A 24282-nucleotide genomic window follows, 5' to 3' on the forward strand; every position below is an offset into this window, starting at 1 on the left:
TCTCAACCTCTCCTGCGTAACGTCATACTCGAGTAGAACCGACCATGCTGGTTAGCCAATACAACCCTATCCTTGTAGCCCTCTCCTTTGCTGTTGCCATCCTTGCTGCTTACACCGCGCTGAATATGGCTGCACGCGTCGCCGGGAGTCAGGGCGTCGCAGCGCGCATCTGGCTGGCGGGAGGCGGTGTTGCGATGGGTATTGGCATATGGGCAATGCACTTTATCGGCATGCTGGCGATGGATCTCTCCATGAGCATGAGCTACAACGCGACCCTGACGATTTTATCTATGGTCATCGCCGTGGGGTCGTCACTGTTTGCGCTATGGCTCGTCAGCTGTGAACAGCTGCGCATGCGCCGCCTGCTCCCCGGCGCTCTGGTGATGGGAATCGGCATTGTTGCCATGCATTACACCGGTATGGCGGCGCTGGAGGTGAGGCCGGGGATCGTTTGGGACACGCTGTGGGTGGCCATTTCGGTCGTGATTGCGCTTGCCGCTTCGCTTGCAGCATTGTGGCTGACCTTCCGCCTGCGTCACGAAGCCGCTCAGGTGGTGCTGATGCGCCTGGGTGCCGCCATCACGATGGGAATTGCTATCGCCGGTATGCACTACGCCGGGATGAAGGCCGCGCAGTTTCCAATGTCCACCATGGTTCACCATCATGGTATTAACGGCAGCTGGCTGGCCGTGCTGGTCAGCGTCGTCGCGCTCTCTATTCTTGGGATCACCCTGCTGGTGTCGATGCTGGATGCCCGCCTGCAGGCACGAACCGCCCTTCTGGCCTCGTCGCTGGCAGAAGCGAACCGGGAACTTGCGCAGCTGGCGCTGCACGATACGCTGACGCGTCTGCCCAACCGTATCCTGCTGGAGGACCGGCTCGATCAGGCCATCAGCAAAGCTGACCGTGAAGGTACCCATTTCGCCCTGATGTTCATGGATCTTGACGGTTTTAAAGCCATCAATGACGCCTACGGCCATGATGTCGGTGACAGGCTGCTGGTCGCCGTTACGCAGCGTCTGCTGCATCTCCTGAAGGGCCAGTTTACCCTTGCACGCATTGGCGGCGATGAGTTTGTTCTGCTGGCTGAGGGAGAAGGTCCGGACGATGCGGCCTCGCTGGCAAATTCGCTGGTGCGGGCGATCGATAGCCCGTTCACTCTCGACCCCTACGAACTGGTGGTAACGCTTAGCATTGGTATCGCCCTGTACCCTCACGACGGCAAAACCGAACGTGAGCTGATGTTTAACGCCGACGCGGCGATGTATCACACCAAGCATATGGGCCGAAACGGCTATCACTTTTTCCAGCCCTCCATGAACACTCTGGCGCAGACCCATCTTCAGTTAATGAACGATCTGTGGATGGCCGTCGATCGTAATGAACTGCGCCTGCTTTATCAGCCAAAGTTTCACGCGCCCGCGGGCCCTCTCCTCGGGTTTGAAGCGCTGCTGCGCTGGCAGCATCCGAAGCAGGGTTTACTGACGCCGGATCTTTTCCTGCCGCTGGCGGAAAAAACCGGGCTTATCATCCCTATTGGTAACTGGGTGCTCAATGAAGCCTGTCGCCAGCTGAGAGAATGGCATCTGCAGGGGCATCGAAACTGGTCAATGGCAGTAAACCTGTCGACGCTGCAGTTCGAACAGCCCTCGCTGGTTAAAACAGTGCTCGACTGCCTGGAGCGTCATCACGTCCCGCCGGAAATGTTGATCCTGGAAGTCACGGAAACTACGGCGATGAGCAACCCCGATGAGAGCGTGCGGGTGCTGACAGAGCTGACGGATGCTGGGGTGAAAGCCTCGATTGATGATTTTGGGACCGGATATTCGAGCCTGCTGTATCTCAAGCGTTTACCGGCCTGTGAACTGAAGATAGACAGAGCGTTTGTGAAAGAGTTAAGCGGTGAAAGCGAAGATGCCACCATTGTCTCTGCGATTGTGGCCCTCGCGAAAACGCTCAACCTGAAAGTCGTGGCCGAAGGTGTGGAAACCGAAGCGCAGCAAGTCTTTTTGACGGAGCTGGGCTGTAATACCTTACAGGGTTATCTGTTAGGTAAACCCGCCAGCGTGCAGACCATCGAGGCGCTTTGTGCACGGGGTGAAATGTTGCCAGGCGCTGAGCCGTAATCATTATGAGGCGACACGCGCAAGAGAGGGAGTGTCGCCAGAATACTGTCGACCAGGGCTGGCGCCTGCTGATAAAGATTAAAACTGTCGGTATTCATTAACCAGTTTTTAATGATGCCGCTAAAAAAACCGTGGAATACGATCATGGTCAGCTCAACGTTCACCTGCGACGAAATGATGTTTCGAGAAATACATTTCTCCAGCGTAACGCGCAAAGAATCATAATTGAACCCAATACGTTTCCGAATTTCATCCTCTGAAATCATATCGCTAGTAAATTCACATTTATGATACAAAATTTGTAATAGCGCACATTGACGGGGTTCGCGTGCGATATACTGAAGCGCAGTAATGAATTGCTCACGAAGTATTAACAACGGATCATCATTTTCGGAGAGAGAAAGCCTGTCGCGAATGATGTCACGTAGCGGTAATTGCTGTTCCCAAATGGCATTAAATATCTCTGCTTTACTGGTAAAGTGCCAGTAGATAGCACCACGCGTAACCTTTGCGGCATCGGCGATATCCTTCAGCGTCGTGCTGGCTACGCCTCGCGTCGCAAACTGCCCGATAGCCGCCTCAATCAACTGCTGTCGGGTTTGTTGAGCCTCTTCTTTCTTTTTACGCGCCATTGACAGCTACTCTTTACTCGCAGGGTATATACATAACATCAGGTTCGGATGGCTGGAAGTATTCACTAAAAGCCGTTTTAATTTTGCACAAAAAAAGTCAATTTACTTAATCTATAAACAATCTAAATACATGCTCGGAATTAAATTCACGAAATGGATAAATTTACCGGTTAAGCTCTATTAGCCTGATTTAGCGGGCAGAAGTATAGCCGTATTTTCTACGGGACTGATTCTGATTTTCCTCTCAGGCCTCGTCATTCGCACTTATAAATTAAAAAACATTAAACACCCTCATTATTATACGCAGCTACATTTTATTTTTTCCCTCTGCCCCACTACCGATCTACGGCAAACATCGGTTAATGGGTATTTAAAGGAACAGTCATGACGAATCATTTCAGACGTTTACCCTTAGCCGGTTTCATTGTCTGCGCTGTACTGCTCACTGGATGCGATGGCCAGGAAAATCAACAACAACATGCACAGGCGCCTCAGGTCAGCGTCCATATCGTGAAAAGTGCGCCGCTGGCCGTCACAACTGAACTCCCGGGCAGAACAGATGCGTTCCGCGTTGCGGAGGTTCGTCCACAGGTTAGCGGTATCATTCTGCGTCGCAACTTCACGGAAGGTAGCGATGTAAAAGCTGGGGACTCACTTTATCAAATTGATCCTGCGACCTATCAGGCGGCTTACGACAGCGCGAAAGGCGAGCTGGCAAAGGCGCAGGCGGCGGCCAATATTGCACACCTGACGGTGAAACGTTATCTCCCACTGGTGGGAACACAGTATGTCAGTAAACAAGAGTATGACCAGGCCGTGGCTACGGCCCAGCAGGCAGATGCCAGCGTTGTCGCCGCAAAAGCGGGCGTTGAAAGCGCACGTATCAACCTTGCGTATACCAAAGTAACGTCCCCTGTCGATGGCCGCATCGGCAAATCCAGCGTGACGGAAGGGGCGCTCGTGACGAACGGGCAGGCCGCAGCGCTGGCGACGGTCCAGCAGCTTGATCCGATTTATGTCGATGTGACCCAGTCGAGCAATGAATTTATGCGCCTGAAGCAGACGAGCCTGCAAAAAGGCGACACGGCCAGCAGCGTTGAGCTGCTGATGGAGAATGGTCAGCCCTATCCGCTGAAAGGCACCCTGCAGTTCTCCGACGTTACGGTGGATGAAAGCACCGGCTCAATCACGCTGCGCGCCATTTTCCCGAATCCTCAACACCTGCTGTTACCGGGGATGTTCGTTCGCGCCCGCATTGATGAAGGCACACAGCCAGATGCCATTCTGGTTCCGCAGCAGGGCGTGACCCGAACGCCGCGAGGCGACGCAACCGTGCTGGTGGTTAATGATAAAAACCAGGTTGAATCACGTACCGTCGTTGCGCCTCAGGCCATTGGCGACCGCTGGCTGGTGACGGAAGGGCTGAAAAACGGTGACCGCGTGATTGTCAGCGGATTACAAAAAGTCAGACCAGGGGCTACCGTCGTCGCCACGCCAGATACCACCACGACTCCCGCCAGTTAAGGAACGACGACATGGCTAATTTCTTTATTCAAAGGCCGGTTTTCGCCTGGGTACTTGCCATCATTTTGATGATTGCAGGCGGGCTGGCCATTCTCAAACTGCCCGTCGCCCAGTATCCGACGATTGCTCCGCCAGCCGTGGCGATTTCTGCGACCTACCCCGGCGCTGATGCCCAGACGGTGCAGGATACCGTGACCCAGGTTATCGAACAGAACATGAACGGTATCGACAACCTGATGTACATGTCTTCCACCAGCGATTCAGCAGGTAATGTCACCATCACACTGACCTTCGAGTCAGGAACGGATCCGGACATCGCCCAGGTGCAGGTGCAGAACAAGCTGCAGCTCGCCATGCCGCTGCTGCCGCAAGAGGTACAGCAGCAAGGGATTGGCGTTGAGAAATCCAGCAGCAGCTTCCTGCTGGTCGCTGGTTTTGTTTCGGACAACAAAAACCTCACTCAGGATGATATCTCCGACTATGTCGCCTCGAACGTCAAAGATGCTATCAGCCGAACGACGGGTGTCGGCGACGTTCAGCTGTTTGGCGCCCAGTATGCGATGCGCATCTGGCTCGACAGCAACGCGATGAATAAATACCAGCTGACGCCGCTGGATATTATCAACCAGCTTAAAACGCAGAACGACCAGATAGCGGCAGGTCAGTTGGGCGGTACGCCGTCTGTGCCCGGACAGCAGTTGAATGCCTCCATCATCGCGCAAACTCGCCTGAAATCACCGGAAGAGTTTGGCCGCGTGACGCTCAAGGTGAACCAGGACGGCTCGATGGTTCACCTGAAGGATGTCGCTCGCATTGAGCTCGGCGGCGAAAACTACAATATGGTGACCAAAATCAACGGGCAGGCAGCCACCGGCCTGGGGATTAAGCTGGCAACCGGGGCAAACGCGCTGGATACCGCGGCAGCCATCAAGAGCAAACTGGCGCAACTGCAACAGTTCTTCCCGCAGGGGTTGAAGGTCGTCTATCCCTATGACACCACGCCTTTTGTGAAAATTTCTATTCATGAAGTGGTGAAGACCCTGTTTGAAGCGATCGTTCTGGTCTTCCTGGTCATGTATCTGTTCCTGCAAAACCTGCGCGCGACGCTCATTCCGACTATCGCGGTGCCGGTGGTTCTGCTGGGTACCTTCGCGGTTCTTGCGGCGTTCGGTTTCTCCATCAACACCCTGACGATGTTCGGGATGGTACTGGCGATAGGGCTACTCGTTGATGACGCCATCGTGGTGGTCGAGAACGTTGAGCGCGTGATGGTAGAGGACAAGCTGCCGCCGAAAGAGGCCACGCAGAAGTCTATGGAGCAGATCCAGGGCGCGCTGGTGGGGATCGCTATGGTTCTCTCGGCGGTCTTTGTCCCGATGGCCTTTTTTGGTGGCTCGACGGGCGCCATCTATCGCCAGTTCTCGCTGACTATCGTTTCCGCCATGGCGCTCTCCGTGCTGGTTGCGCTGATCCTGACGCCCGCACTCTGCGCAACGCTGCTTAAGCCCGTTTCTGGCGATCATCATGAGAAGAAAGGGGGGTTCTTTGGCTGGTTCAATGCGCTCTTTGATAAGAGCGTGGAGCACTACAGCAACAGCGTAAGCGGTATTTTGCGTAAGACCGGCCGCTATCTGGTGGTGTACGTCCTTATTGTCGCTGGGATGGCGGTGCTGTTCCTGCGCTTACCTACCTCCTTCCTGCCTGAAGAGGATCAGGGGGTATTTATGACGATGGTTCAACTCCCGGCGGGTGCGACCCAGACGCGTACTCAGCAGGTTCTCGACCAGGTTCAGGACTATTATCTGACCCAAGAGAAAGCGAACGTTGAATCCGTCTTTACCGTTAACGGCTTTAGCTTTAGCGGCCAGGGCCAGAACTCCGGTATCGCCTTCGTCAGCCTGAAGCCCTGGGAAGAACGTTCTGGGGAGAAAAATAGCGTTGAGGCCATCGTGGGCCGAGCGACAAAAGCGTTCAGCCAGATTAAAGACGGCCTTGTATTTCCGTTTAACCTGCCTGCCATTATCGAACTGGGAACCGCAACGGGCTTCGACTTTGAACTTATCGATCAGGCAAACCTGGGGCATACCCAGCTGACGCAGGCGCGTAATCAGCTGCTCGGCATGGTGAAAGAGCACCCTGACCTGCTGGTTCGCGTGCGTCCTAACGGCCTGGAGGATACACCGCAGTTCAAACTGGATGTCGATCAGGAGAAAGCGCAGGCGCTGGGGATTAGCATTTCTGACGTCAACCAGACGATATCGACGGCGTTGGGTGGTACCTATGTGAATGACTTTATCGATCATGGCCGCGTGAAAAAAGTTTACGTCCAGGCGGATGCGAAATTCCGAATGTTGCCGGGGGACATCAACAATCTCTACGTGCGCAGCGCGAATGGGGAAATGGTGCCGTTCTCATCCTTTAGCAGCGCTCACTGGGTTTACGGTTCTCCTCGTCTGGAACGCTATAACGGCATGCCGTCCATGGAGATCCTCGGTGAGTCGGCCCCAGGGAAAAGTACCGGTGAGGCCATGGTGATGATGGAAAGCCTGGCGGCAAAACTGCCTTCCGGCATCGGCTATGACTGGACGGGAATGTCTTATCAGGAACGCCTTTCCGGTAACCAGGCGCCTGCACTGTACGCCATTTCACTGATCGTGGTGTTCCTGTGCCTGGCTGCACTGTATGAAAGCTGGTCCATACCCTTCTCTGTCATGCTGGTTGTGCCGTTAGGCGTCATCGGGGCTCTTTTCGCAGCGTCGCTGCGCGGGTTAAACAATGACGTCTATTTCCAGGTCGGCCTGCTGACAACGATTGGGTTATCGGCGAAAAACGCCATCCTGATCGTCGAATTTGCTAAGGACCTGATGGATAAAGAAGGTAAAGGTATCATTGAGGCCACGCTGGAAGCCTCAAGAATGCGCCTTCGCCCGATCCTGATGACCTCCCTGGCCTTCATTCTTGGCGTCATGCCGCTGGTAATTAGCACCGGAGCCGGGAGCGGAGCGCAAAACGCCGTCGGTACGGGTGTGATGGGAGGCATGCTTTCCGCAACGCTTCTGGCTATTTTCTTTGTGCCCGTTTTCTTTGTGGTTGTCCGGAGACGGTTTACCAACCATAAGGATTAACGTATCCCTGAAGGCACCGTTTGGTGCCTTTTTTATTTTAATATAAACAATGGATTAGTCATTATTGAATCGCATATAAAAAATTCATGAGTTTGCATTAAGTAAAAGCGCCTTCTTGCGACTCCATAATTTCTCCATGAATTTATCCAGAAAACGCTTTTTCTCCATGATTTTTACAAACTACATAATTTGAGATTATTCCACGTGTAACGGGAACTTACCCTGGTGGTAAAATAATCTCCAGTTCGTTAATAGCCCTCCTGGCTATGTAGCGAATAAGAAATAATATTGAGGTAACATCATGAAAAGATTCATTTCCGTTGCACTTCTCGCTGCGCTGCTTGCTGGTTGCGCGCACGACTCTCCTTGTGTACCGGTTTACGATGATCAGGGCCGACTGGTCCATACCAATACCTGTATGAAAGGCACCACCCAGGACAACTGGGAAACTGCGGGTGCCATCGCCGGCGGCGCTGCCGCAGTAGCGGGTTTAACGTTAGGTATTGTTGCCCTGACGAAGTAACATCTGTTCAGAAAGCGCGGCTCCGGCCGCGCTTTTGCTTTTAATGAGTGCACCAATTTCTAATAAATAAAAAAGTTCCGCATTTATTCTTATATGTAATTTCAACCAACCGCTATCAACACCTTTTTCTTATCTCTGATGATTTTCATACATTAATACTATTGAATACTCTGCCAATATTCACCTCAGAAACTATCTCTTCTTTTTATCTCATCCCGGTTAAAACTTTTGCTCCAATTTGTGGCACAGGTTGTAATTTCGCACTGTTTCGGGGCGCTCATTTTATTTAAGCCTGTCTACACTCTGCATTAAGCGTTCAGTTTTCTCTTATCTCGCTGAACTCAAAACTGGCATTACGTTTGCTTTATAAACGTTGGCCAATGCCACAGACAGGTTAAGCGCTTAAAAACGCTTCTATAACAATAAATTTCGCCACACAGGATCCATTATGAAAAAGACGATGATAGCCAGCCTGACCGCTGCAGGCATGTTGTTTGCCATAGCCGGTCAAGCCCATGCGGGAACGACGCTGGATGCCGTTAAAAAGAAAGGTTTTGTTCAATGCGGTATCAGCGACGGTCTGCCTGGCTTCTCTTATGCCGATGCGAACGGCAAATTTACCGGTATTGATGTGGATGTCTGCCGTGGCGTCGCAGCAGCGGTTTTTGGTGATGACAGCAAAGTAAAATACACCCCGCTGACGGCGAAAGAGCGCTTTACGGCGCTGCAGTCCGGCGAAGTTGACATGCTCTCGCGTAACACCACCTGGACCTCCTCCCGCGATGCAGGTATGGGAATGTCATTTACGGGCGTGACCTATTATGACGGCATCGGCTTTCTGACCCACAATAAAGCGGGCCTGAAAAGCGCCAAAGAACTGGATGGCGCCACCGTGTGTATCCAGGCGGGTACCGATACCGAGCTGAACGTCGCGGATTATTTCAAAGCAAATAAGTTGAAATACACCCCTGTGACTTTTGACCGCTCGGATGAATCAGCCAAAGCGCTGGAATCCGGTCGCTGCGACACCCTGGCCTCTGACCAGTCACAGCTGTATGCCTTACGCATTAAGCTGAGCAATCCGGCGGAATGGATTGTCCTGCCTGAAGTGATCTCCAAAGAACCTCTCGGACCGGTTGTGCGTCGTGGCGATGAAGACTGGTTCTCTATCGTTCGCTGGACGCTGTTTGCCATGCTGAATGCAGAAGAGATGGGCATCAACTCGAAAAACGTTGATGAGAAAGCGGCGAATCCTTCCACCCCGGATATGGCGCACCTGCTCGGTAAAGAAGGTGATTTTGGCAAGGATCTGAAGCTGGATAACAAGTGGGCTTACAACATCATCAAACAGGTGGGTAACTACGCAGAGATCTTCGAGCGTAACGTGGGATCGGAAAGCCCGCTGAAGATCAAACGCGGCCAGAACAATCTCTGGAATAACGGCGGTATTCAGTACGCGCCACCAGTACGTTAAGTCATAGCTGTAACGGGCACTGCTCGGGCAGTGCCCACTCCAGAGTCATGGTTACTGAGGTTTCTTTATGTCCCATCGCCGCTCAGCCGTAAAAGGATCGCTATCCTTTTCTCATCCCGCGGTCCGCGCCTGGCTATTCCAGATTATTGCTATTGTTGCGGTTGTTCTTATCGCCGTGTATCTCATCCATAACACCATCACTAACCTGAATAATCGCGGTATCACCTCCGGTTTTGCGTTTCTGGATCGCAGCGCGGGCTTTGGGATTGTTCAGCACCTTATCGACTATCAGGAGGGTGACACGTACGGACGCGTGTTTGTGGTCGGTTTACTGAATACGCTGTTGGTATCGGCACTTTGTATTGTCTTCGCGTCCATCCTGGGCTTCTTTATTGGGCTGGCGCGTCTTTCTGAAAACTGGCTGCTGCGAAAGCTTTCCACCATCTATATTGAGACGTTTCGCAACATCCCACCGCTGCTGCAGATCTTCTTCTGGTATTTCGCGGTGCTGCGTAATCTTCCCGGTCCCCGCCAGGCCGTCGATGCGTTTGAGCTGTTTTTCCTGAGTAATCGTGGGTTATACATTCCCTCTCCGCAGGTGGCCGAAGGGATTTACGCCTTTGTCGTCGCCATTATTGTTGCGCTCGCGATTTCCGTCGGCCTGTTCCGCTATAACCGTAAGCATCAGATTAAAACCGGACAGCTTCGTAAAACATGGCCAGTTGCCGCTGCGCTGATTGTTGGCTTACCGTTAGTTGCTCACTGGCTTTTTGGTGCAGCCTTGCACTGGGATATTCCTCACCTACGCGGATTCAACTTCCAGGGTGGTATGGTGTTAATTCCTGAACTGGCAGCACTCACGCTGGCGCTTTCAATTTATACCTCCGCGTTTATTGCGGAAATCATCCGCTCCGGGATCCAGGCCGTGCCTTACGGGCAGCACGAGGCGGCACGTTCACTCGGTTTGCCGAATACCGTGACGCTTCGCCAGGTTATTATTCCGCAGGCTTTACGGGTGATCATTCCGCCCCTGACCAGCCAGTATCTCAACATTGTCAAAAACTCATCGCTGGCAGCTGCCATTGGTTATCCGGATATGGTGTCTCTCTTCGCCGGAACCGTGCTTAACCAGACCGGACAGGCCATAGAAACCATTGACATCACCATGTCCGTCTATCTAATCATCAGTCTGGCTATTTCGTTGCTGATGAACCTTTATAACCGTCGTATAGCACTGGTCGAGCGCTAAGGATCTATGATGACAAAAGCGATACTGTCGCACTCCTCGCGCCCTGCCAGCTCGACGGGTGGACGTTTTATTCTCTGGGCACGCAAGAATCTCTTCTCCAGCTGGAGTAATAGCCTGCTGACGATTGTCTGCCTGTGGCTAATGTGGGAATTGATTCCTCCCCTGCTGAACTGGGCGGTTATACAGGCCAACTGGGTCGGTTCAACCCGAGCTGATTGCACAAAAGCCGGCGCTTGCTGGGTATTTATTCATGAGCGCTTCGGTCAGTTCATGTATGGGTTGTATCCCCACGAACAGCGTTGGCGGATTAATCTGGCGCTGGTTATCGGCCTGCTCTCTGTTGCAGTCATGTTCTGGAAAAAGCTGCCTCACCGTGGACGCTATATTGCCGTCTGGGCGGTGGTTTATCCGATTATTGTCTGGGTGCTGCTGTATGGCGGTTTTCTGGGGCTGGAACGCGTTGAAACACGCCAGTGGGGTGGCCTGACGCTGACATTGATTATCGCTTCAGTAGGGATCGCCGGCGCGCTACCGTTGGGTATTTTACTCGCCCTGGGTCGCCGTTCAAAAATGCCGGTCGTACGCGTGCTCTCCGTTATCTTTATTGAGTTCTGGCGCGGCGTACCGCTTATCACCGTACTGTTTATGTCGTCGGTCATGCTGCCACTGTTTATGGCGGAAGGTACAACGATCGACAAGCTGATCCGTGCCCTGGTCGGGGTGATTCTCTTCCAGTCCGCCTATGTCGCTGAAGTTGTACGCGGTGGCCTGCAGGCATTGCCTAAAGGCCAGTACGAAGCGGCGGAATCACTGGCGCTCGGTTACTGGAAAACGCAGGGACTGGTGATCCTTCCGCAAGCGCTCAAGCTGGTTATCCCTGGGCTGGTCAATACGATCATTGCTCTCTTTAAAGATACCAGCCTGGTGATCATCATCGGATTGTTCGATCTCTTTAGCAGCGTGCAGCAGGCAACCGTTGACCCTGTCTGGCTGGGTATGTCCACCGAGGGATATGTCTTTGCCGCTCTGATCTACTGGATCTTTTGTTTTAGCATGTCGCGCTACAGCCAGCATCTGGAAAAGCGCTTTAACACCGGGCGTACACCGCACTGAGGAAATTATGAGCCAAATGACTATGACAACCGCCAACGCGATGATTACGCTGGAAAACGTCAATAAATGGTATGGACAGTTTCATGTCCTGAAGGACATCAATCTTAAGGTAAAGCAGGGCGAACGCATCGTCCTTTGCGGCCCTTCCGGTTCAGGTAAATCCACAACCATTCGCTGTATTAACCATCTTGAAGAGCATCAGCAAGGGCGCATTGTGGTTGATGGTATTGAACTGAATGAAGATATCCGCAATATCGAACGCGTGCGGCAGGAAGTGGGAATGGTATTTCAGCACTTTAATCTGTTTCCACACCTGACCGTTCTGCAGAACTGTACGCTTGCGCCGATTTGGGTCCGAAAGATGCCGAAACAGGAAGCGGAGGCGCTGGCGATGCACTACCTTGAACGCGTACGTATCGCAGAGCATGCCAATAAGTTTCCAGGTCAGATCTCGGGCGGGCAACAGCAGCGCGTGGCTATCGCCCGTTCGCTGTGCATGAAACCCAAAATCATGCTGTTTGACGAACCGACATCTGCGCTGGATCCCGAAATGGTGAAAGAAGTACTGGATACCATGATTGGGCTGGCCCAATCCGGCATGACGATGCTGTGCGTCACGCATGAGATGGGTTTTGCCAGAACGGTAGCTGACAGGGTGATCTTTATGGACCGCGGCGAGATTGTTGAGCAGGCACCGCCGGATGAGTTCTTTGCGCATCCGAAGTCAGAACGTACGCGAGCATTTTTATCGCAGGTGATACATTAGTCGTTTGCTCTGCCGGGTGGCGGCTTCGCCTTACCCGGCCTACCGTTTTTCCGGCGCATAAACGCAAAAAGGCCATCCTTTCGGATGGCCTTTTCACTTATTTGATGTCTGGCAGTTCCCTACTCTCACATGGGGAGACCCCACACTACCATCGGCGCTACGGCGTTTCACTTCTGAGTTCGGCATGGGGTCAGGTGGGACCACCGCGCTAAAGCCGCCAGACAAATTCTTTTACTTCTTGCCGAACTTTAACCTAAGTATAAAGTGGTGCTGATACCCAGAGTCGAACTGGGGACCTCACCCTTACCAAGGGTGCGCTCTACCAACTGAGCCATATCAGCACGCTAAATTTGATGCCTGGCAGTTCCCTACTCTCACATGGGGAGACCCCACACTACCATCGGCGCTACGGCGTTTCACTTCTGAGTTCGGCATGGGGTCAGGTGGGACCACCGCGCTAAAGCCGCCAGGCAAATTCTGTTTAATCTGTATCAGGCTGAAAATCTGTCTCTCACCGCCAAAACAGCTTCGGCGTTGTAAGGTTAAGCCTCACGGTTCATTAGTACCGGTTAGCTCAACGCATCGCTGCGCTTACACACCCGGCCTATCAACGTCGTCGTCTTCAACGTTCCTTCAGGAGACTTAAAGTCTCAGGGAGAACTCATCTCGGGGCAAGTTTCGTGCTTAGATGCTTTCAGCACTTATCTCTTCCGCATTTAGCTACCGGGCAGTGCCATTGGCATGACAACCCGAACACCAGTGATGCGTCCACTCCGGTCCTCTCGTACTAGGAGCAGCCCCCCTCAATTCTCCAGCGCCCACGGCAGATAGGGACCGAACTGTCTCACGACGTTCTAAACCCAGCTCGCGTACCACTTTAAATGGCGAACAGCCATACCCTTGGGACCTACTTCAGCCCCAGGATGTGATGAGCCGACATCGAGGTGCCAAACACCGCCGTCGATATGAACTCTTGGGCGGTATCAGCCTGTTATCCCCGGAGTACCTTTTATCCGTTGAGCGATGGCCCTTCCATTCAGAACCACCGGATCACTATGACCTGCTTTCGCACCTGCTCGAGCCGTCACTCTCGCAGTCAAGCTAGCTTATGCCATTGCACTAACCTCCTGATGTCCGACCAGGATTAGCTAACCTTCGTGCTCCTCCGTTACTCTTTGGGAGGAGACCGCCCCAGTCAAACTACCCACCAGACACTGTCCGCAACCCGGATCACGGGTCTACGTTAGAACACCAGCCATTAAAGGGTGGTATTTCAAGGACGGCTCCACGCAGACTGGCGTCCACGCTTCAAAGCCTCCCACCTATCCTACACATCAAGGACCAGTGTTCAGTGTCAAGCTATAGTAAAGGTTCACGGGGTCTTTCCGTCTTGCCGCGGGTACACTGCATCTTCACAGCGAGTTCAATTTCACTGAGTCTCGGGTGGAGACAGCCTGGCCATCATTACGCCATTCGTGCAGGTCGGAACTTACCCGACAAGGAATTTCGCTACCTTAGGACCGTTATAGTTACGGCCGCCGTTTACCGGGGCTTCGATCAAGAGCTTCGCGTTGCCGCTAACCCCATCAATTAACCTTCCGGCACCGGGCAGGCGTCACACCGTATACGTCCACTTTCGTGTTTGCACAGTGCTGTGTTTTTAATAAACAGTTGCAGCCAGCTGGTATCTTCGACTGATTTCAGCTCCGTCCGCAGGGACTTCACCTACATATCAGCGTGCCTTCTCCCGAAGTTACGGCACCATTTTGCCTAGTTCCTTCACCCGAGTTCTCTCAAGCGCCTTGGTATTCTCTACCTGACCACCTGTGTCGGTTTGGGGTACGATTTCGTGTTACCTGATGCTTAGAGGCTTTTCCTGGAAGCAGGGCATTTATCACTTCAGCACCGTAGTGCCTCGTCATCACGCCTCAGTGTTAAAGTGAACCGGATTTGCCTGGAACACACACCTACACGCTTAAACCGGGACAACCGTCGCCCGGCTGACATAGCCTTCTCCGTCCCCCCTTCGCAGTAACACCAAGTACAGGAATATTAACCTGTTTCCCATCGACTACGCCTTTCGGCCTCGCCTTAGGGGTCGACTCACCCTGCCCCGATTAACGTTGGACAGGAACCCTTGGTCTTCCGGCGAGCGGGCTTTTCACCCGCTTTATCGTTACTTATGTCAGCATTCGCACTTCTGATACCTCCAGCATGCCTCACAGCACACCTTCAACGGCTTACAGAACGCTCCCCTACCCAACAACACATAGTGTCGCTGCCGCAGCTTCGGTGCATGGTTTAGCCCCGTTACATCTTCCGCGCAGGCCGACTCGACCAGTGAGCTATTACGCTTTCTTTAAATGATGGCTGCTTCTAAGCCAACATCCTGGCTGTCTGTGCCTTCCCACATCGTTTCCCACTTAACCATGACTTTGGGACCTTAGCTGGCGGTCTGGGTTGTTTCCCTCTTCACGACGGACGTTAGCACCCGCCGTGTGTCTCCCGTGATAACATTCTTCGGTATTCGTAGTTTGCATCGGGTTGGTAAGCCGGGATGGCCCCCTAGCCGAAACAGTGCTCTACCCCCGAAGATGAGTTCACGAGGCGCTACCTAAATAGCTTTCGGGGAGAACCAGCTATCTCCCGGTTTGATTGGCCTTTCACCCCCAGCCACAGGTCATCCGCTAATTTTTCAACATTAGTCGGTTCGGTCCTCCAGTTAGTGTTACCCAACCTTCAACCTGCCCATGGCTAGATCACCGGGTTTCGGGTCTATACCCTGCAACTTAACGCCCAGTTAAGACTCGGTTTCCCTGCGGCTCCCCTATACGGTTAACCTTGCTACAGAATATAAGTCGCTGACCCATTATACAAAAGGTACGCAGTCACACCACGAAGGTGCTCCCACTGCTTGTACGTACACGGTTTCAGGTTCTTTTTCACTCCCCTCGCCGGGGTTCTTTTCGCCTTTCCCTCACGGTACTGGTTCACTATCGGTCAGTCAGGAGTATTTAGCCTTGGAGGATGGTCCCCCCATATTCAGACAGGATACCACGTGTCCCGCCCTACTCTTCGAGTTCACAGCAAGTGTGCTTTCGTGTACGGGACTATCACCCTGTACCGTCGGACTTTCCAGACCGTTCCACTAACACACAAGCTGATTCAGACTCCGGGCTGCTCCCCGTTCGCTCGCCGCTACTGGGGGAATCTCGGTTGATTTCTTTTCCTCGGGGTACTTAGATGTTTCAGTTCCCCCGGTTCGCCTCGTTAACCTATGTATTCAGTTAACGATAGTGTGACGGATCACACTGGGTTTCCCCATTCGGACATCGACGGGTCAAGGGTTCATATCACCTCGCCGTCGCTTTTCGCAGATTAGCACGTCCTTCATCGCCTCTGACTGCCAGGGCATCCACCGTGTACGCTTAGTCGCTTAACCTCACAACCCGAAGATGTTTCACTTCTGATTGCGAAAATTTGAGAGACTCGAACACACCATTAAAGATGTGTCGTTTCAATTTTCAGCTTGATCCAGATTTTTAAAGAGCAAATATCTCAAACATGACTCGCAAGTCAGTTTTGAGATATGACGGCAGGTGACTTTCACTCACGAACCAGCAAGTGGCGTCCCCTAGGGGATTCGAACCCCTGTTACCGCCGTGAAAGGGCGGTGTCCTGGGCCTCTAGACGAAGGGGACACTGAAGTCTCAATCGCAAGACGCCTTGCTGTTTACTTTTCATCAGACAATCTGTGTGAGCACTGCAAAGGCAGGTTCTTTAAGGTAAGGAGGTGATCCAACCGCAGGTTCCCCTACGGTTACCTTGTTACGACTTCACCCCAGTCATGAATCACAAAGTGGTAAGCGCCCTCCCGAAGGTTAAGCTACCTACTTCTTTTGCAACCCACTCCCATGGTGTGACGGGCGGTGTGTACAAGGCCCGGGAACGTATTCACCGTGGCATTCTGATCCACGATTACTAGCGATTCCGACTTCATGGAGTCGAGTTGCAGACTCCAATCCGGACTACGACGCACTTTATGAGGTCCGCTTGCTCTCGCGAGGTCGCTTCTCTTTGTATGCGCCATTGTAGCACGTGTGTAGCCCTACTCGTAAGGGCCATGATGACTTGACGTCATCCCCACCTTCCTCCAGTTTATCACTGGCAGTCTCCTTTGAGTTCCCGGCCTAACCGCTGGCAACAAAGGATAAGGGTTGCGCTCGTTGCGGGACTTAACCCAACATTTCACAACACGAGCTGACGACAGCCATGCAGCACCTGTCTCAGAGTTCCCGAAGGCACCAAAGCATCTCTGCTAAGTTCTCTGGATGTCAAGAGTAGGTAAGGTTCTTCGCGTTGCATCGAATTAAACCACATGCTCCACCGCTTGTGCGGGCCCCCGTCAATTCATTTGAGTTTTAACCTTGCGGCCGTACTCCCCAGGCGGTCGACTTAACGCGTTAGCTCCGGAAGCCACGCCTCAAGGGCACAACCTCCAAGTCGACATCGTTTACGGCGTGGACTACCAGGGTATCTAATCCTGTTTGCTCCCCACGCTTTCGCACCTGAGCGTCAGTCTTTGTCCAGGGGGCCGCCTTCGCCACCGGTATTCCTCCAGATCTCTACGCATTTCACCGCTACACCTGGAATTCTACCCCCCTCTACAAGACTCTAGCCTGCCAGTTTCGAATGCAGTTCCCAGGTTGAGCCCGGGGATTTCACATCCGACTTGACAGACCGCCTGCGTGCGCTTTACGCCCAGTAATTCCGATTAACGCTTGCACCCTCCGTATTACCGCGGCTGCTGGCACGGAGTTAGCCGGTGCTTCTTCTGCGGGTAACGTCAATCGACAAGGTTATTAACCTTATCGCCTTCCTCCCCGCTGAAAGTACTTTACAACCCGAAGGCCTTCTTCATACACGCGGCATGGCTGCATCAGGCTTGCGCCCATTGTGCAATATTCCCCACTGCTGCCTCCCGTAGGAGTCTGGACCGTGTCTCAGTTCCAGTGTGGCTGGTCATCCTCTCAGACCAGCTAGGGATCGTCGCCTAGGTGAGCCGTTACCCCACCTACTAGCTAATCCCATCTGGGCACATCTGATGGCAAGAGGCCCGAAGGTCCCCCTCTTTGGTCTTGCGACGTTATGCGGTATTAGCTACCGTTTCCAGTAGTTATCCCCCTCCATCAGGCAGTTTCCCAGACATTACTCACCCGTCCGCCACTCGTCACCCGAGAGCAAGCTCTCTGTGCTACCGTTCGACTTGCATGTGTTAGGCCTGCCGCCAGCGTTCAATCTGAGCCATGATCAAACTCTTCAATTTAAGTTTGATGCTCGTGAATTAAACTTCGTAATGAATTACGTATGTTCACTCAGAGACTTGGTATTCATTTTTCGTCCGAGGACGTTAAGAATCCATGTCACTTTGAGTGCCCACACAGATTGTCTGATAAATTGTTAAAGAGCAGTGCAACGCGGCTTTCGCTCACCGTTGCGAGGTGGCGTATATTACGCTTTCCTCTTTCAGAGTCAACCCGTTATTTCAGGATTTTTTCTCTTCAACCGACCGGGTTAACTGTGAAGTGATTCACATCCGCCGTGTCGATGGAGGCGCATTATAGGGATCCCAATTTTTAGCACAAGTGTTTTTTAGATCTTTTTTTTCGACTGCTGATTTTCCGCGCTTTTCGCTGAAATCCCGCCCGATCTGCTTAAATATTGACGCATTTTGCCTTGCCTCGATCCAATAATATGATCAAGTCTTCCGTATAGCGCTCATCCTTAGAGGTAGTTATGTCTGCAGTGTTACGCCCTTATAAAGATCTGTTCCCCCAAAAAGGCGATCGCGTGATGATCGATGCCACCAGCGTGGTCATTGGTGATGTCCGAATGGCCGATGACGTCAGTATCTGGCCGCTCGTCGCCATCAGGGGAGATGTAAATTATGTGTCGATCGGTGCCCGTACCAATATTCAGGACGGTAGCGTTCTGCATGTTACGCACAAATCCTCTTATAACCCGGAGGGCAATCCCCTCATCATTGGAGAAGATGTTACCGTCGGACATAAAGTGATGCTTCACGGCTGCACTATCGGTAATCGGGTGCTTGTTGGCATGGGATCGATTTTGCTGGATGGCGTGATAGTAGAAGAAGACGTAATGATTGGGGCCGGTAGCCTGGTTCCGCAGAACAAACGTCTGGAAAGTGGTTATCTCTATCTGGGAAGCCCGGTAAAACAGATCCGCCCCCTGAAGGAGGCAGAGATCGAAGGATTAAAATACTCGGCGAACAACTACGTAAAATGGAAGAATGACTATTTGGATCAGGATAACCAAACCCAACCCTGATCGTCTTCCTGCTGCTCGCGGATTAAATCGCTGGCTTCCTCTTCCAGATCCCAGCGATTTTCGCAAAAAACGGCTATCGGGTCTGTGCCGCCAAAACGATGTAACAGCGCTTCTCCATGGATGGCACAGGTAAGCTGCATACCCTGCACCAGCACCGGAAAACAGACCGCCTGCTTATGCTCATCCCAGCTCTCTCTGTCCGGGAAATGAATAGCCTGATTCACGCCGAAAGCTCCTGCTTTAGCTTTTCAATGACCGGCTCGACTGCAGGCAACACCCCGTGCCAGAGCAGTACCGCATGCGCAGCCTGCCCCACCAGCATTCCCAGCCCATCGGCTAACTGTTTCGCACCGTGTTGTTCGCACCAGTTCAGGAAGGGCGTATTCCCTTTCTGATAAAACATGTCATAGAAGTACATGTGCGCGCTGACCAGCGAAGCGGGGATCGCCGGGATCTCGCCACTGATGCCGCTGGATGTGGCATTAATGACAAGATCGAACTCACGTTCGGCAAGATCGTCAAGCGCTACCGCACTTACGCTGCTGGTATGCGCAAACAACGCCGCCAGCGCTTCTGCCCGGGAAAAAGTTCGGTTGGTAATGGTCACCGCACAGTCCAGGGAAAGCAGAGGCAACAGTACTCCCCGCGATGCCCCACCCGCACCAATCAGCAGGACCCGGAACCCAGGTTTAATAAACGACAGTCGTTCCAGATCGCTCAGCAAACCTATTCCGTCAGTGTTGTCGCCCAGAAGACGTCCGTCCTCAAGCCGTTTTAGGGTATTTACTGCACCAGCAAGAGAAGCGCGCTCGGTCAGTTCATCAGCACGTTCGAAAGCTTCCTCTTTAAAAGGAACCGTCACATTCGCACCTTTGCCACCTGCGGCGAAAAAAGCCTCAAGCGTTGGAATAAATGCATCTACCGGTGCCAGTACGCGGCCATAGGGATGATTTATCTGCAGTTGCTCCGCAAATTGCTGATGGATCAGCGGTGACTTGCTGTGTGCAATCGGATTACCAAAAACAGCATAGGTTTCCATGAGATTACCCCTGGCGAAAACGTTCGCCGGTCAAAGCGTCGCGAATTTCAGACGGATTCAGGCGCCCTCCCGTCTCTCCAACAGCAACCGGGAAGTCATTTCCGAACTGTGCCAACACTTCTTCAGTTGTACGACAAGGTGGCAATCCGGTCAGGTTGGCGCTGGTTGAGACCAGCGGTTTACCAAATGCCAGGCAAAGCTCAACCACCAGAGGATGATCGGTGACGCGAACGGCGAGGGAATCAAAGCGTCCGGTCAGCCAGCGCGGTGTTGTCGGCTGTGCCGGGAAAACAAAGGTCACCGGTCCTGGCCATGCGGAGAAAATAGTCTCGCGCTGCGCCGGTGTCAGCATAGAGTCATCAATGTAGGGCTTAAGCTGCTCGTAATTCGCAGCTATCAAAATCAACCCTTTCTCTACGGGTCTTTGTTTTAAGGCAAGCAGGCGGCTCACAGCCGTCTCGCTGTCAGGGTCGCAACCGACTCCAAAAACAGCTTCAGTTGGATAGGCGATGACTTTTTCATTTTTCAGCACGTCCACAGCATGCGCAATGGAGCCTGATGGCAGGTTATTATTCACTATTTTGATCCGCCGTTACCGGCTTTCCACATTGTTTGCTGGCGCAGAAGCGTTTCATACCTTGCGCCGTTTTCTTCTCGATAAGTAGCGGATAGTTGCAATGAGTGCAGACGCCCGCTACCGGTTTGAAATTGATAACGAACTGGCATTCAGGGTAGCGATCGCAGGAATGGAAGGTCTTACCATAGCGGGAACGGCGCTGTACCAGCTGACCGCGCTGACACTGAGGACACGCAATAGCCGTTTCATCAGGCTTATCAATTTGTTCCGTATGCTCACATTCCGGATAACGGCTACAGCCAATAAACATACCGAAACGGCCCTGACGTAGCGCTAGTTCACCACCACAAAGAGGACATAGCTGTCCTTCCAGAATTTTGACGATATGTCCATCCGCCTGGCTTTTCAGAGGACGGACATAATCACATTCCGGATAGTGTGAACAACCGAGAAACGGGCCGTGTTTCCCGGACCGAATAACAAGTTCAGCCCCGCACTGCGGGCAGGGCTCGTTTTTATGCACCGTGAATAGTGCTGATTTGGCCATAACAACTCTTGGTGCTACACATAGAATTAATGCAGCATACCTTCATTCACTTCAAAGAGTAATTCTTCCATTTGCTGATAGGCATTTTCACAGCCCGGGATATTAAACAGAACCATCAGAATCACCCATTTCAGATCTTCCAGTTCAAATTCTGCCGTATCCAGCGCCATGACACGCTCTATCACCATTTCTCTCGTTTCGAGGTTCAGCACCTGAATCTGCTCAAGGAATAAGATGAATCCCCGGCAGCTGGCGTCCAGCCTTTCACACTCTTCTGCGGTATAAATGCGTACTGACAACGGGTCAGAAGCAAGCTGCATCGGTTCGGCGAGGCCTTCCTGATAATCAGCCAGTTTTTCCAGCCACATCAACGCATTATAGATATCTTCCCGCTCAAACCCCGCATCGGTAAGATCCTGTGTCAATTTGTCCTGATCCACTCGCATTTCTGCTTCGTTATGGATGTAAGTCTCAAACAAATACATCAGTACGTCGAACATGGCATGCCCTCCTTAATCGGACATAGCCGCCGGGTACAGCTGCGATCCACCCTGCTAACTCCAGTTCGAGTAGCTGTGCTACCGTTACTGGCACAGGTTGGCCGGCACGTTCAGCGACAACGTCAACAGGTGTTACCTCATCTCCTACGTTAGCCAGGAGCTTGGGAAATGGCAATGCCACCTTTCCCTGATCTGATGAATAATGTCGCTTTTCGGGATCTTCCTGCAGACATTGCAAGCCATATTGCAAATTTTCAAGAATGTCCCGCGCTTCTGTTACCGGCGTCGCACCCTGTTTTATCAGCCAGTGTGGTCCTTCACACCCCGGGTTACCAATCGGGCCGGGTAAGGCGAAAACCTCCCTCCCCTGATCGAGCGCGCATCGTGCAGTGACCAGCGAGCCGCTTCGCACTGCCGCTTCAACGACCAATACACCCTGGCTAAGCCCGCTGATAATTCGATTACGACGCGGAAAGTTTGCCGGCCGGGGCTGCGCCGAAAGAGGGAACTCAGACACTATCGCCCCGTCAGCTTCGACAAGCCGCATAGCCAGCGCCTGATGCCGACGGGGATAAATGCTAAACAGGCCGTTCCCCAGTACGGCCACGCTACGCCCTTTTACAGACAGCGCGGCGTTGTGAGCAACACCGTCTATACCGCAGGCCAGTCCGCTGGTGATTGTGAAACCACTTTGCGAAAGTTGTTCGCACAGAATTTTCCCCCATCGTTCTCCATACCATGACGGCGCACGGCTACCCACGACCGCCAGCTGGGTAGCATTAAGCGTTTCAGGGTTACCTTTTACGAATAAAGCACCGGGATAATCAGGAATTGCTCGAAGTAAAGGAGGATAAAGTGGATGGGTTGCCGTCAATAAATGATTTCCCGGCTGCTCAAGCCACACCAGACTACGCTCCAGCTCGCCCTCATCTGGGGCAAAGAACCGTTCAGCCTGTTTTGCTGACAGCCCGGCGTCTCTGACAGCGGAAGCATCGATATTTTTTTGCTTGTGCAGCCGTGCAGCCGCTTCCAGCATTCCATCGCCACATAATGAACCTGTGTGTATTAGCCGTAGCCATATCTCGATAGACGTCATCCTTTCCCCCTGCCATAAGCGGCCTGCGCAATCATTGCGATTGGTCACTGATGCTGTCAATCGACCCGGGATTTGTCTAGAATAGAAGTAATATTCTTATCAACTCCTGAACACGACTCTGGAAATTTATGGCAGTTTTGCAAGTGTTACATATTCCGGACGAGCGCCTTCGCATCGTCGCTGAACCGGTTAAAGAAGTGAATGCAGAAATCCAGCGTATCGTTGATGATATGTTCGATACCATGTACGCCGAAGAAGGCATTGGCCTGGCGGCGACGCAGGTAGACATTCACAAACGTATTATCGTGATCGACGTTTCTGAAAATCGCGATGAGCGTCTGGTGCTGATCAACCCTGAATTGCTTGAGAAGAGCGGTGAAACGGGCATTGAGGAAGGTTGTCTTTCTATTCCGGAACAGCGCGCTTTGGTGCCACGTGCCGAAAAAGTGAAAATTCGCGCTTTGGATCGTGACGGTAATCCGTTCGAACTGGAAGCAGATGACCTGCTGGCAATTTGCATTCAGCATGAGATGGATCATCTGGTCGGTAAGCTGTTTATCGATTACCTCTCGCCGTTGAAACAGCAGCGTATTCGTCAAAAAGTAGAGAAACTGGATCGTTTGCGCTCTCGCGCATAACGTCCCCCCGGATACAAGGATCATCGTGTCTAAAACACTACGTATTATCTTCGCGGGAACCCCTGATTTTGCAGCGCGTCATCTTGACGCGCTGTTATCTTCTGGTCACCAGGTTGTCGGCGTCTTTACCCAGCCGGACCGTCCGGCTGGTCGCGGTAAAAAACTGATGCCGAGCCCGGTAAAGGTGCTGGCAGAAGAGCATGGGCTTCCTGTTTTCCAGCCCGCATCCTTACGCCCTCAGGAAAATCAGCAGCTGGTTGCTGACCTGAACGCCGACGTAATGGTCGTGGTGGCTTACGGTTTAATTCTGCCAAAAGCGGTGCTTGATATGCCTCGTCTGGGTTGTATCAACGTGCACGGCTCCTTGCTCCCGCGCTGGCGTGGTGCGGCACCTATCCAGCGCTCCCTGTGGGCGGGGGATGCTGAAACCGGCGTCACAATCATGAAGATGGACGTAGGTTTAGACACTGGCGACATGCTGCATAAACTGGCGTGCCCTATTACTGCAGACGATACCAGCGCTACGCTGTATGACAAACTTGCAAGCCTTGGTCCGCAAGGGCTTATCGAGACGCTGCAGCAGCTTGCTGACAATACGGCGAAACCGGAAGTTCAGGATGAGGCGCTGGTGACGTATGCTGAAAAACTGAGTAAAGAAGAAGCCCGGCTCGACTGGTCCTTGTCTGCCGCTCAACTTGAACGCTGCATCCGCGCTTTTAATCCGTGGCCGATGAGCTGGATGGAGATTGATGAGCAGCCAGTGAAAGTCTGGAAAGCGTCAGTCATTAATGGCAATACGGCTGCTGAACCCGGCACGATTATCGACGCCAGCAAGAACGGTATCCAGGTTGCGACAGCAGAAGGGATCCTGAATCTTGAATCGCTGCAACCGGCCGGTAAGAAAGCCATGAGCGCTCAGGATCTATTAAATTCCCGTCGCGAATGGTTTATACCTGGTAATCGTCTTGCCTAATCCAATATATGCTTAAAGCCCGGTGTTTC

General features: G+C 52.6%; 18 protein-coding genes, 2 tRNA genes and 4 rRNA genes. 11 read left to right on the forward strand and 13 right to left on the reverse strand.

Annotated features, from left to right (window positions below):
* Positions 1-44: 44 nt before the first annotated feature.
* The gene (locus ACMGGH_RS03115) at positions 45-2126 is read left to right on the forward strand and encodes a putative bifunctional diguanylate cyclase/phosphodiesterase (RefSeq protein ID WP_048999229.1); all 2082 of its coding nucleotides are present in this window, start codon (positions 45-47) and stop codon (positions 2124-2126) included.
* Here the strand turns inward: ACMGGH_RS03115 and envR are convergent.
* A complete protein-coding gene (envR, locus tag ACMGGH_RS03120; RefSeq protein WP_192971971.1) occupies positions 2042-2758 on the reverse strand; it encodes an acrEF/envCD operon transcriptional regulator in 717 nt (238 codons plus the stop codon). The genes ACMGGH_RS03115 and envR overlap by 85 nt on opposite strands.
* 384 nt (positions 2759-3142) lie before the next feature.
* Here envR and ACMGGH_RS03125 point away from each other — a divergent pair, with 384 nt between their 5' ends.
* The 7 genes from ACMGGH_RS03125 (at position 3143) to ACMGGH_RS03155 (ending at position 12532) form a co-directional block, all read left to right on the forward strand.
* Entirely contained in the window at positions 3143-4282 is a 1140-nt protein-coding gene (locus ACMGGH_RS03125) for an efflux RND transporter periplasmic adaptor subunit (protein ID WP_028014617.1), read from the forward strand.
* Between the two features lie 11 nt (positions 4283-4293).
* Positions 4294-7407 carry an efflux RND transporter permease subunit gene (locus tag ACMGGH_RS03130; RefSeq protein WP_192971970.1) on the forward strand — a complete coding sequence of 1038 codons (3114 nt, stop codon included), beginning with the start codon at positions 4294-4296 and terminating at the stop codon, positions 7405-7407.
* 301 nt (positions 7408-7708) lie between these two features.
* On the forward strand, positions 7709-7930 hold the full coding sequence (locus tag ACMGGH_RS03135) for a lipoprotein (protein ID WP_008502867.1): 222 nt from the start codon (positions 7709-7711) through the stop codon (positions 7928-7930).
* A gap of 448 nt (positions 7931-8378) precedes the next feature.
* Entirely contained in the window at positions 8379-9404 is a 1026-nt protein-coding gene (locus ACMGGH_RS03140; protein ID WP_048999231.1) for an amino acid ABC transporter substrate-binding protein, read from the forward strand.
* 67 nt (positions 9405-9471) lie between these two features.
* Positions 9472-10653 (forward strand): amino acid ABC transporter permease, encoded by a 1182-nt coding sequence (locus ACMGGH_RS03145; RefSeq protein ID WP_420299066.1) that lies wholly within the window; start codon positions 9472-9474, stop codon positions 10651-10653.
* A 9-nt stretch (positions 10654-10662) separates the two neighbouring features.
* Positions 10663-11766 carry an amino acid ABC transporter permease gene (locus ACMGGH_RS03150; RefSeq protein WP_047367023.1) on the forward strand — a complete coding sequence of 368 codons (1104 nt, stop codon included), beginning with the start codon at positions 10663-10665 and terminating at the stop codon, positions 11764-11766.
* Positions 11767-11773: 7 nt separating this feature from the next.
* Positions 11774-12532: an amino acid ABC transporter ATP-binding protein gene (locus ACMGGH_RS03155; RefSeq protein WP_041907797.1), complete on the forward strand. Its 759-nt coding sequence runs from the start codon at positions 11774-11776 to the stop codon at positions 12530-12532.
* 106 nt (positions 12533-12638) lie between these two features.
* On the opposite strand, the gene rrf (ACMGGH_RS03160) is transcribed toward ACMGGH_RS03155, so the two are convergent.
* The 6 genes from rrf (ACMGGH_RS03160) to ACMGGH_RS03185 all read right to left on the reverse strand — a co-directional run bounded on the left by rrf (ACMGGH_RS03160) (position 12639) and on the right by ACMGGH_RS03185 (position 17858).
* Positions 12639-12754: ribosomal RNA gene (gene rrf / locus ACMGGH_RS03160) — 5S ribosomal RNA — on the reverse strand.
* A gap of 43 nt (positions 12755-12797) precedes the next feature.
* A tRNA-Thr gene (locus ACMGGH_RS03165) sits at positions 12798-12873 on the reverse strand.
* Positions 12874-12887: 14 nt separating this feature from the next.
* Positions 12888-13003: ribosomal RNA gene (gene rrf, locus ACMGGH_RS03170) — 5S ribosomal RNA — on the reverse strand.
* 67 nt (positions 13004-13070) lie between these two features.
* Positions 13071-15974, reverse strand: a 23S ribosomal RNA gene (locus tag ACMGGH_RS03175).
* A gap of 183 nt (positions 15975-16157) precedes the next feature.
* Positions 16158-16233: transfer RNA gene (locus ACMGGH_RS03180), tRNA-Glu, on the reverse strand.
* Between the two features lie 85 nt (positions 16234-16318).
* Positions 16319-17858 (reverse strand): 16S ribosomal RNA (locus ACMGGH_RS03185).
* Together the 16S, 23S and 5S rRNA genes with 2 tRNA genes alongside form the textbook arrangement of a ribosomal RNA operon.
* Before the next feature lie 470 nt (positions 17859-18328).
* Between ACMGGH_RS03185 and ACMGGH_RS03190 the strand changes: the two genes are divergently transcribed.
* The gene (locus tag ACMGGH_RS03190) at positions 18329-18883 is read left to right on the forward strand and encodes a gamma carbonic anhydrase family protein (RefSeq protein ID WP_028014623.1); all 555 of its coding nucleotides are present in this window, start codon (positions 18329-18331) and stop codon (positions 18881-18883) included.
* Here ACMGGH_RS03190 and ACMGGH_RS03195 read toward each other — a convergent pair.
* Genes ACMGGH_RS03195 through dprA form a run of 6 tightly spaced genes read right to left on the reverse strand, consistent with a single transcriptional unit; the run spans position 18859 to position 22642 of the window.
* On the reverse strand, positions 18859-19107 hold the full coding sequence (locus ACMGGH_RS03195) for a DUF1488 domain-containing protein (RefSeq protein ID WP_028014624.1): 249 nt from the start codon (positions 19105-19107) through the stop codon (positions 18859-18861). The genes ACMGGH_RS03190 and ACMGGH_RS03195 overlap by 25 nt on opposite strands.
* Positions 19104-19922, reverse strand: a complete 819-nt coding sequence (gene aroE, locus ACMGGH_RS03200) for a shikimate dehydrogenase (RefSeq protein WP_192972123.1) — start codon at positions 19920-19922, stop codon at positions 19104-19106. The genes ACMGGH_RS03195 and aroE overlap by 4 nt, the downstream gene beginning before the upstream one ends.
* A 4-nt stretch (positions 19923-19926) precedes the next feature.
* Entirely contained in the window at positions 19927-20499 is a 573-nt protein-coding gene (gene tsaC / locus ACMGGH_RS03205) for an L-threonylcarbamoyladenylate synthase type 1 TsaC (protein ID WP_045630331.1), read from the reverse strand.
* The gene (locus ACMGGH_RS03210) at positions 20492-21046 is read right to left on the reverse strand and encodes a type I DNA topoisomerase (protein ID WP_045630330.1); all 555 of its coding nucleotides are present in this window, start codon (positions 21044-21046) and stop codon (positions 20492-20494) included. The genes tsaC and ACMGGH_RS03210 overlap by 8 nt, the downstream gene beginning before the upstream one ends.
* A 26-nt stretch (positions 21047-21072) precedes the next feature.
* Positions 21073-21546 (reverse strand): DUF494 family protein Smg, encoded by a 474-nt coding sequence (smg, locus tag ACMGGH_RS03215; protein WP_008503477.1) that lies wholly within the window; start codon positions 21544-21546, stop codon positions 21073-21075.
* Positions 21518-22642 carry a DNA-protecting protein DprA gene (gene dprA, locus ACMGGH_RS03220; protein ID WP_192972124.1) on the reverse strand — a complete coding sequence of 375 codons (1125 nt, stop codon included), beginning with the start codon at positions 22640-22642 and terminating at the stop codon, positions 21518-21520. The genes smg and dprA overlap by 29 nt, the downstream gene beginning before the upstream one ends.
* 128 nt (positions 22643-22770) lie before the next feature.
* Here dprA and def point away from each other — a divergent pair, with 128 nt between their 5' ends.
* A complete protein-coding gene (gene def, locus ACMGGH_RS03225; RefSeq protein WP_006812188.1) occupies positions 22771-23280 on the forward strand; it encodes a peptide deformylase in 510 nt (169 codons plus the stop codon).
* 25 nt (positions 23281-23305) lie between these two features.
* Complete coding sequence (gene fmt / locus ACMGGH_RS03230; RefSeq protein WP_192972125.1) at positions 23306-24253, forward strand: methionyl-tRNA formyltransferase; 948 nt, start codon at positions 23306-23308, stop codon at positions 24251-24253.
* Positions 24254-24282 lie beyond the last annotated feature (29 nt).

Origin of the sequence: Enterobacter sp. BNK-16 (assembly GCF_048684955.1) — a bacterium.
In the GTDB taxonomy this organism is placed as follows: Bacteria; Pseudomonadota; Gammaproteobacteria; order Enterobacterales; family Enterobacteriaceae; genus Enterobacter; species Enterobacter bugandensis.

What these genes read in the sequence shown, in the direction of transcription:
- dprA (WP_192972124.1), bottom strand. Translation starts at nt 22,642, where the DNA reads ATGACGTCTATCGAGATATGGCTACGGCTAATACACACAGGTTCATTA.
- ACMGGH_RS03210 (WP_045630330.1), bottom strand. Translation starts at nt 21,046, where the DNA reads ATGGCCAAATCAGCACTATTCACGGTGCATAAAAACGAGCCCTGCCCG.
- ACMGGH_RS03145 (WP_420299066.1), top strand. Translation starts at nt 9,472, where the DNA reads ATGTCCCATCGCCGCTCAGCCGTAAAAGGATCGCTATCCTTTTCTCAT.
- ACMGGH_RS03125 (WP_028014617.1), top strand. Translation starts at nt 3,143, where the DNA reads ATGACGAATCATTTCAGACGTTTACCCTTAGCCGGTTTCATTGTCTGC.
- ACMGGH_RS03190 (WP_028014623.1), top strand. Translation starts at nt 18,329, where the DNA reads ATGTCTGCAGTGTTACGCCCTTATAAAGATCTGTTCCCCCAAAAAGGC.
- envR (WP_192971971.1), bottom strand. Translation starts at nt 2,758, where the DNA reads ATGGCGCGTAAAAAGAAAGAAGAGGCTCAACAAACCCGACAGCAGTTG.
- ACMGGH_RS03150 (WP_047367023.1), top strand. Translation starts at nt 10,663, where the DNA reads ATGACAAAAGCGATACTGTCGCACTCCTCGCGCCCTGCCAGCTCGACG.
- ACMGGH_RS03130 (WP_192971970.1), top strand. Translation starts at nt 4,294, where the DNA reads ATGGCTAATTTCTTTATTCAAAGGCCGGTTTTCGCCTGGGTACTTGCC.
- ACMGGH_RS03140 (WP_048999231.1), top strand. Translation starts at nt 8,379, where the DNA reads ATGAAAAAGACGATGATAGCCAGCCTGACCGCTGCAGGCATGTTGTTT.
- smg (WP_008503477.1), bottom strand. Translation starts at nt 21,546, where the DNA reads ATGTTCGACGTACTGATGTATTTGTTTGAGACTTACATCCATAACGAA.
- ACMGGH_RS03135 (WP_008502867.1), top strand. Translation starts at nt 7,709, where the DNA reads ATGAAAAGATTCATTTCCGTTGCACTTCTCGCTGCGCTGCTTGCTGGT.
- def (WP_006812188.1), top strand. Translation starts at nt 22,771, where the DNA reads ATGGCAGTTTTGCAAGTGTTACATATTCCGGACGAGCGCCTTCGCATC.
- aroE (WP_192972123.1), bottom strand. Translation starts at nt 19,922, where the DNA reads ATGGAAACCTATGCTGTTTTTGGTAATCCGATTGCACACAGCAAGTCA.
- ACMGGH_RS03155 (WP_041907797.1), top strand. Translation starts at nt 11,774, where the DNA reads ATGAGCCAAATGACTATGACAACCGCCAACGCGATGATTACGCTGGAA.
- ACMGGH_RS03115 (WP_048999229.1), top strand. Translation starts at nt 45, where the DNA reads ATGCTGGTTAGCCAATACAACCCTATCCTTGTAGCCCTCTCCTTTGCT.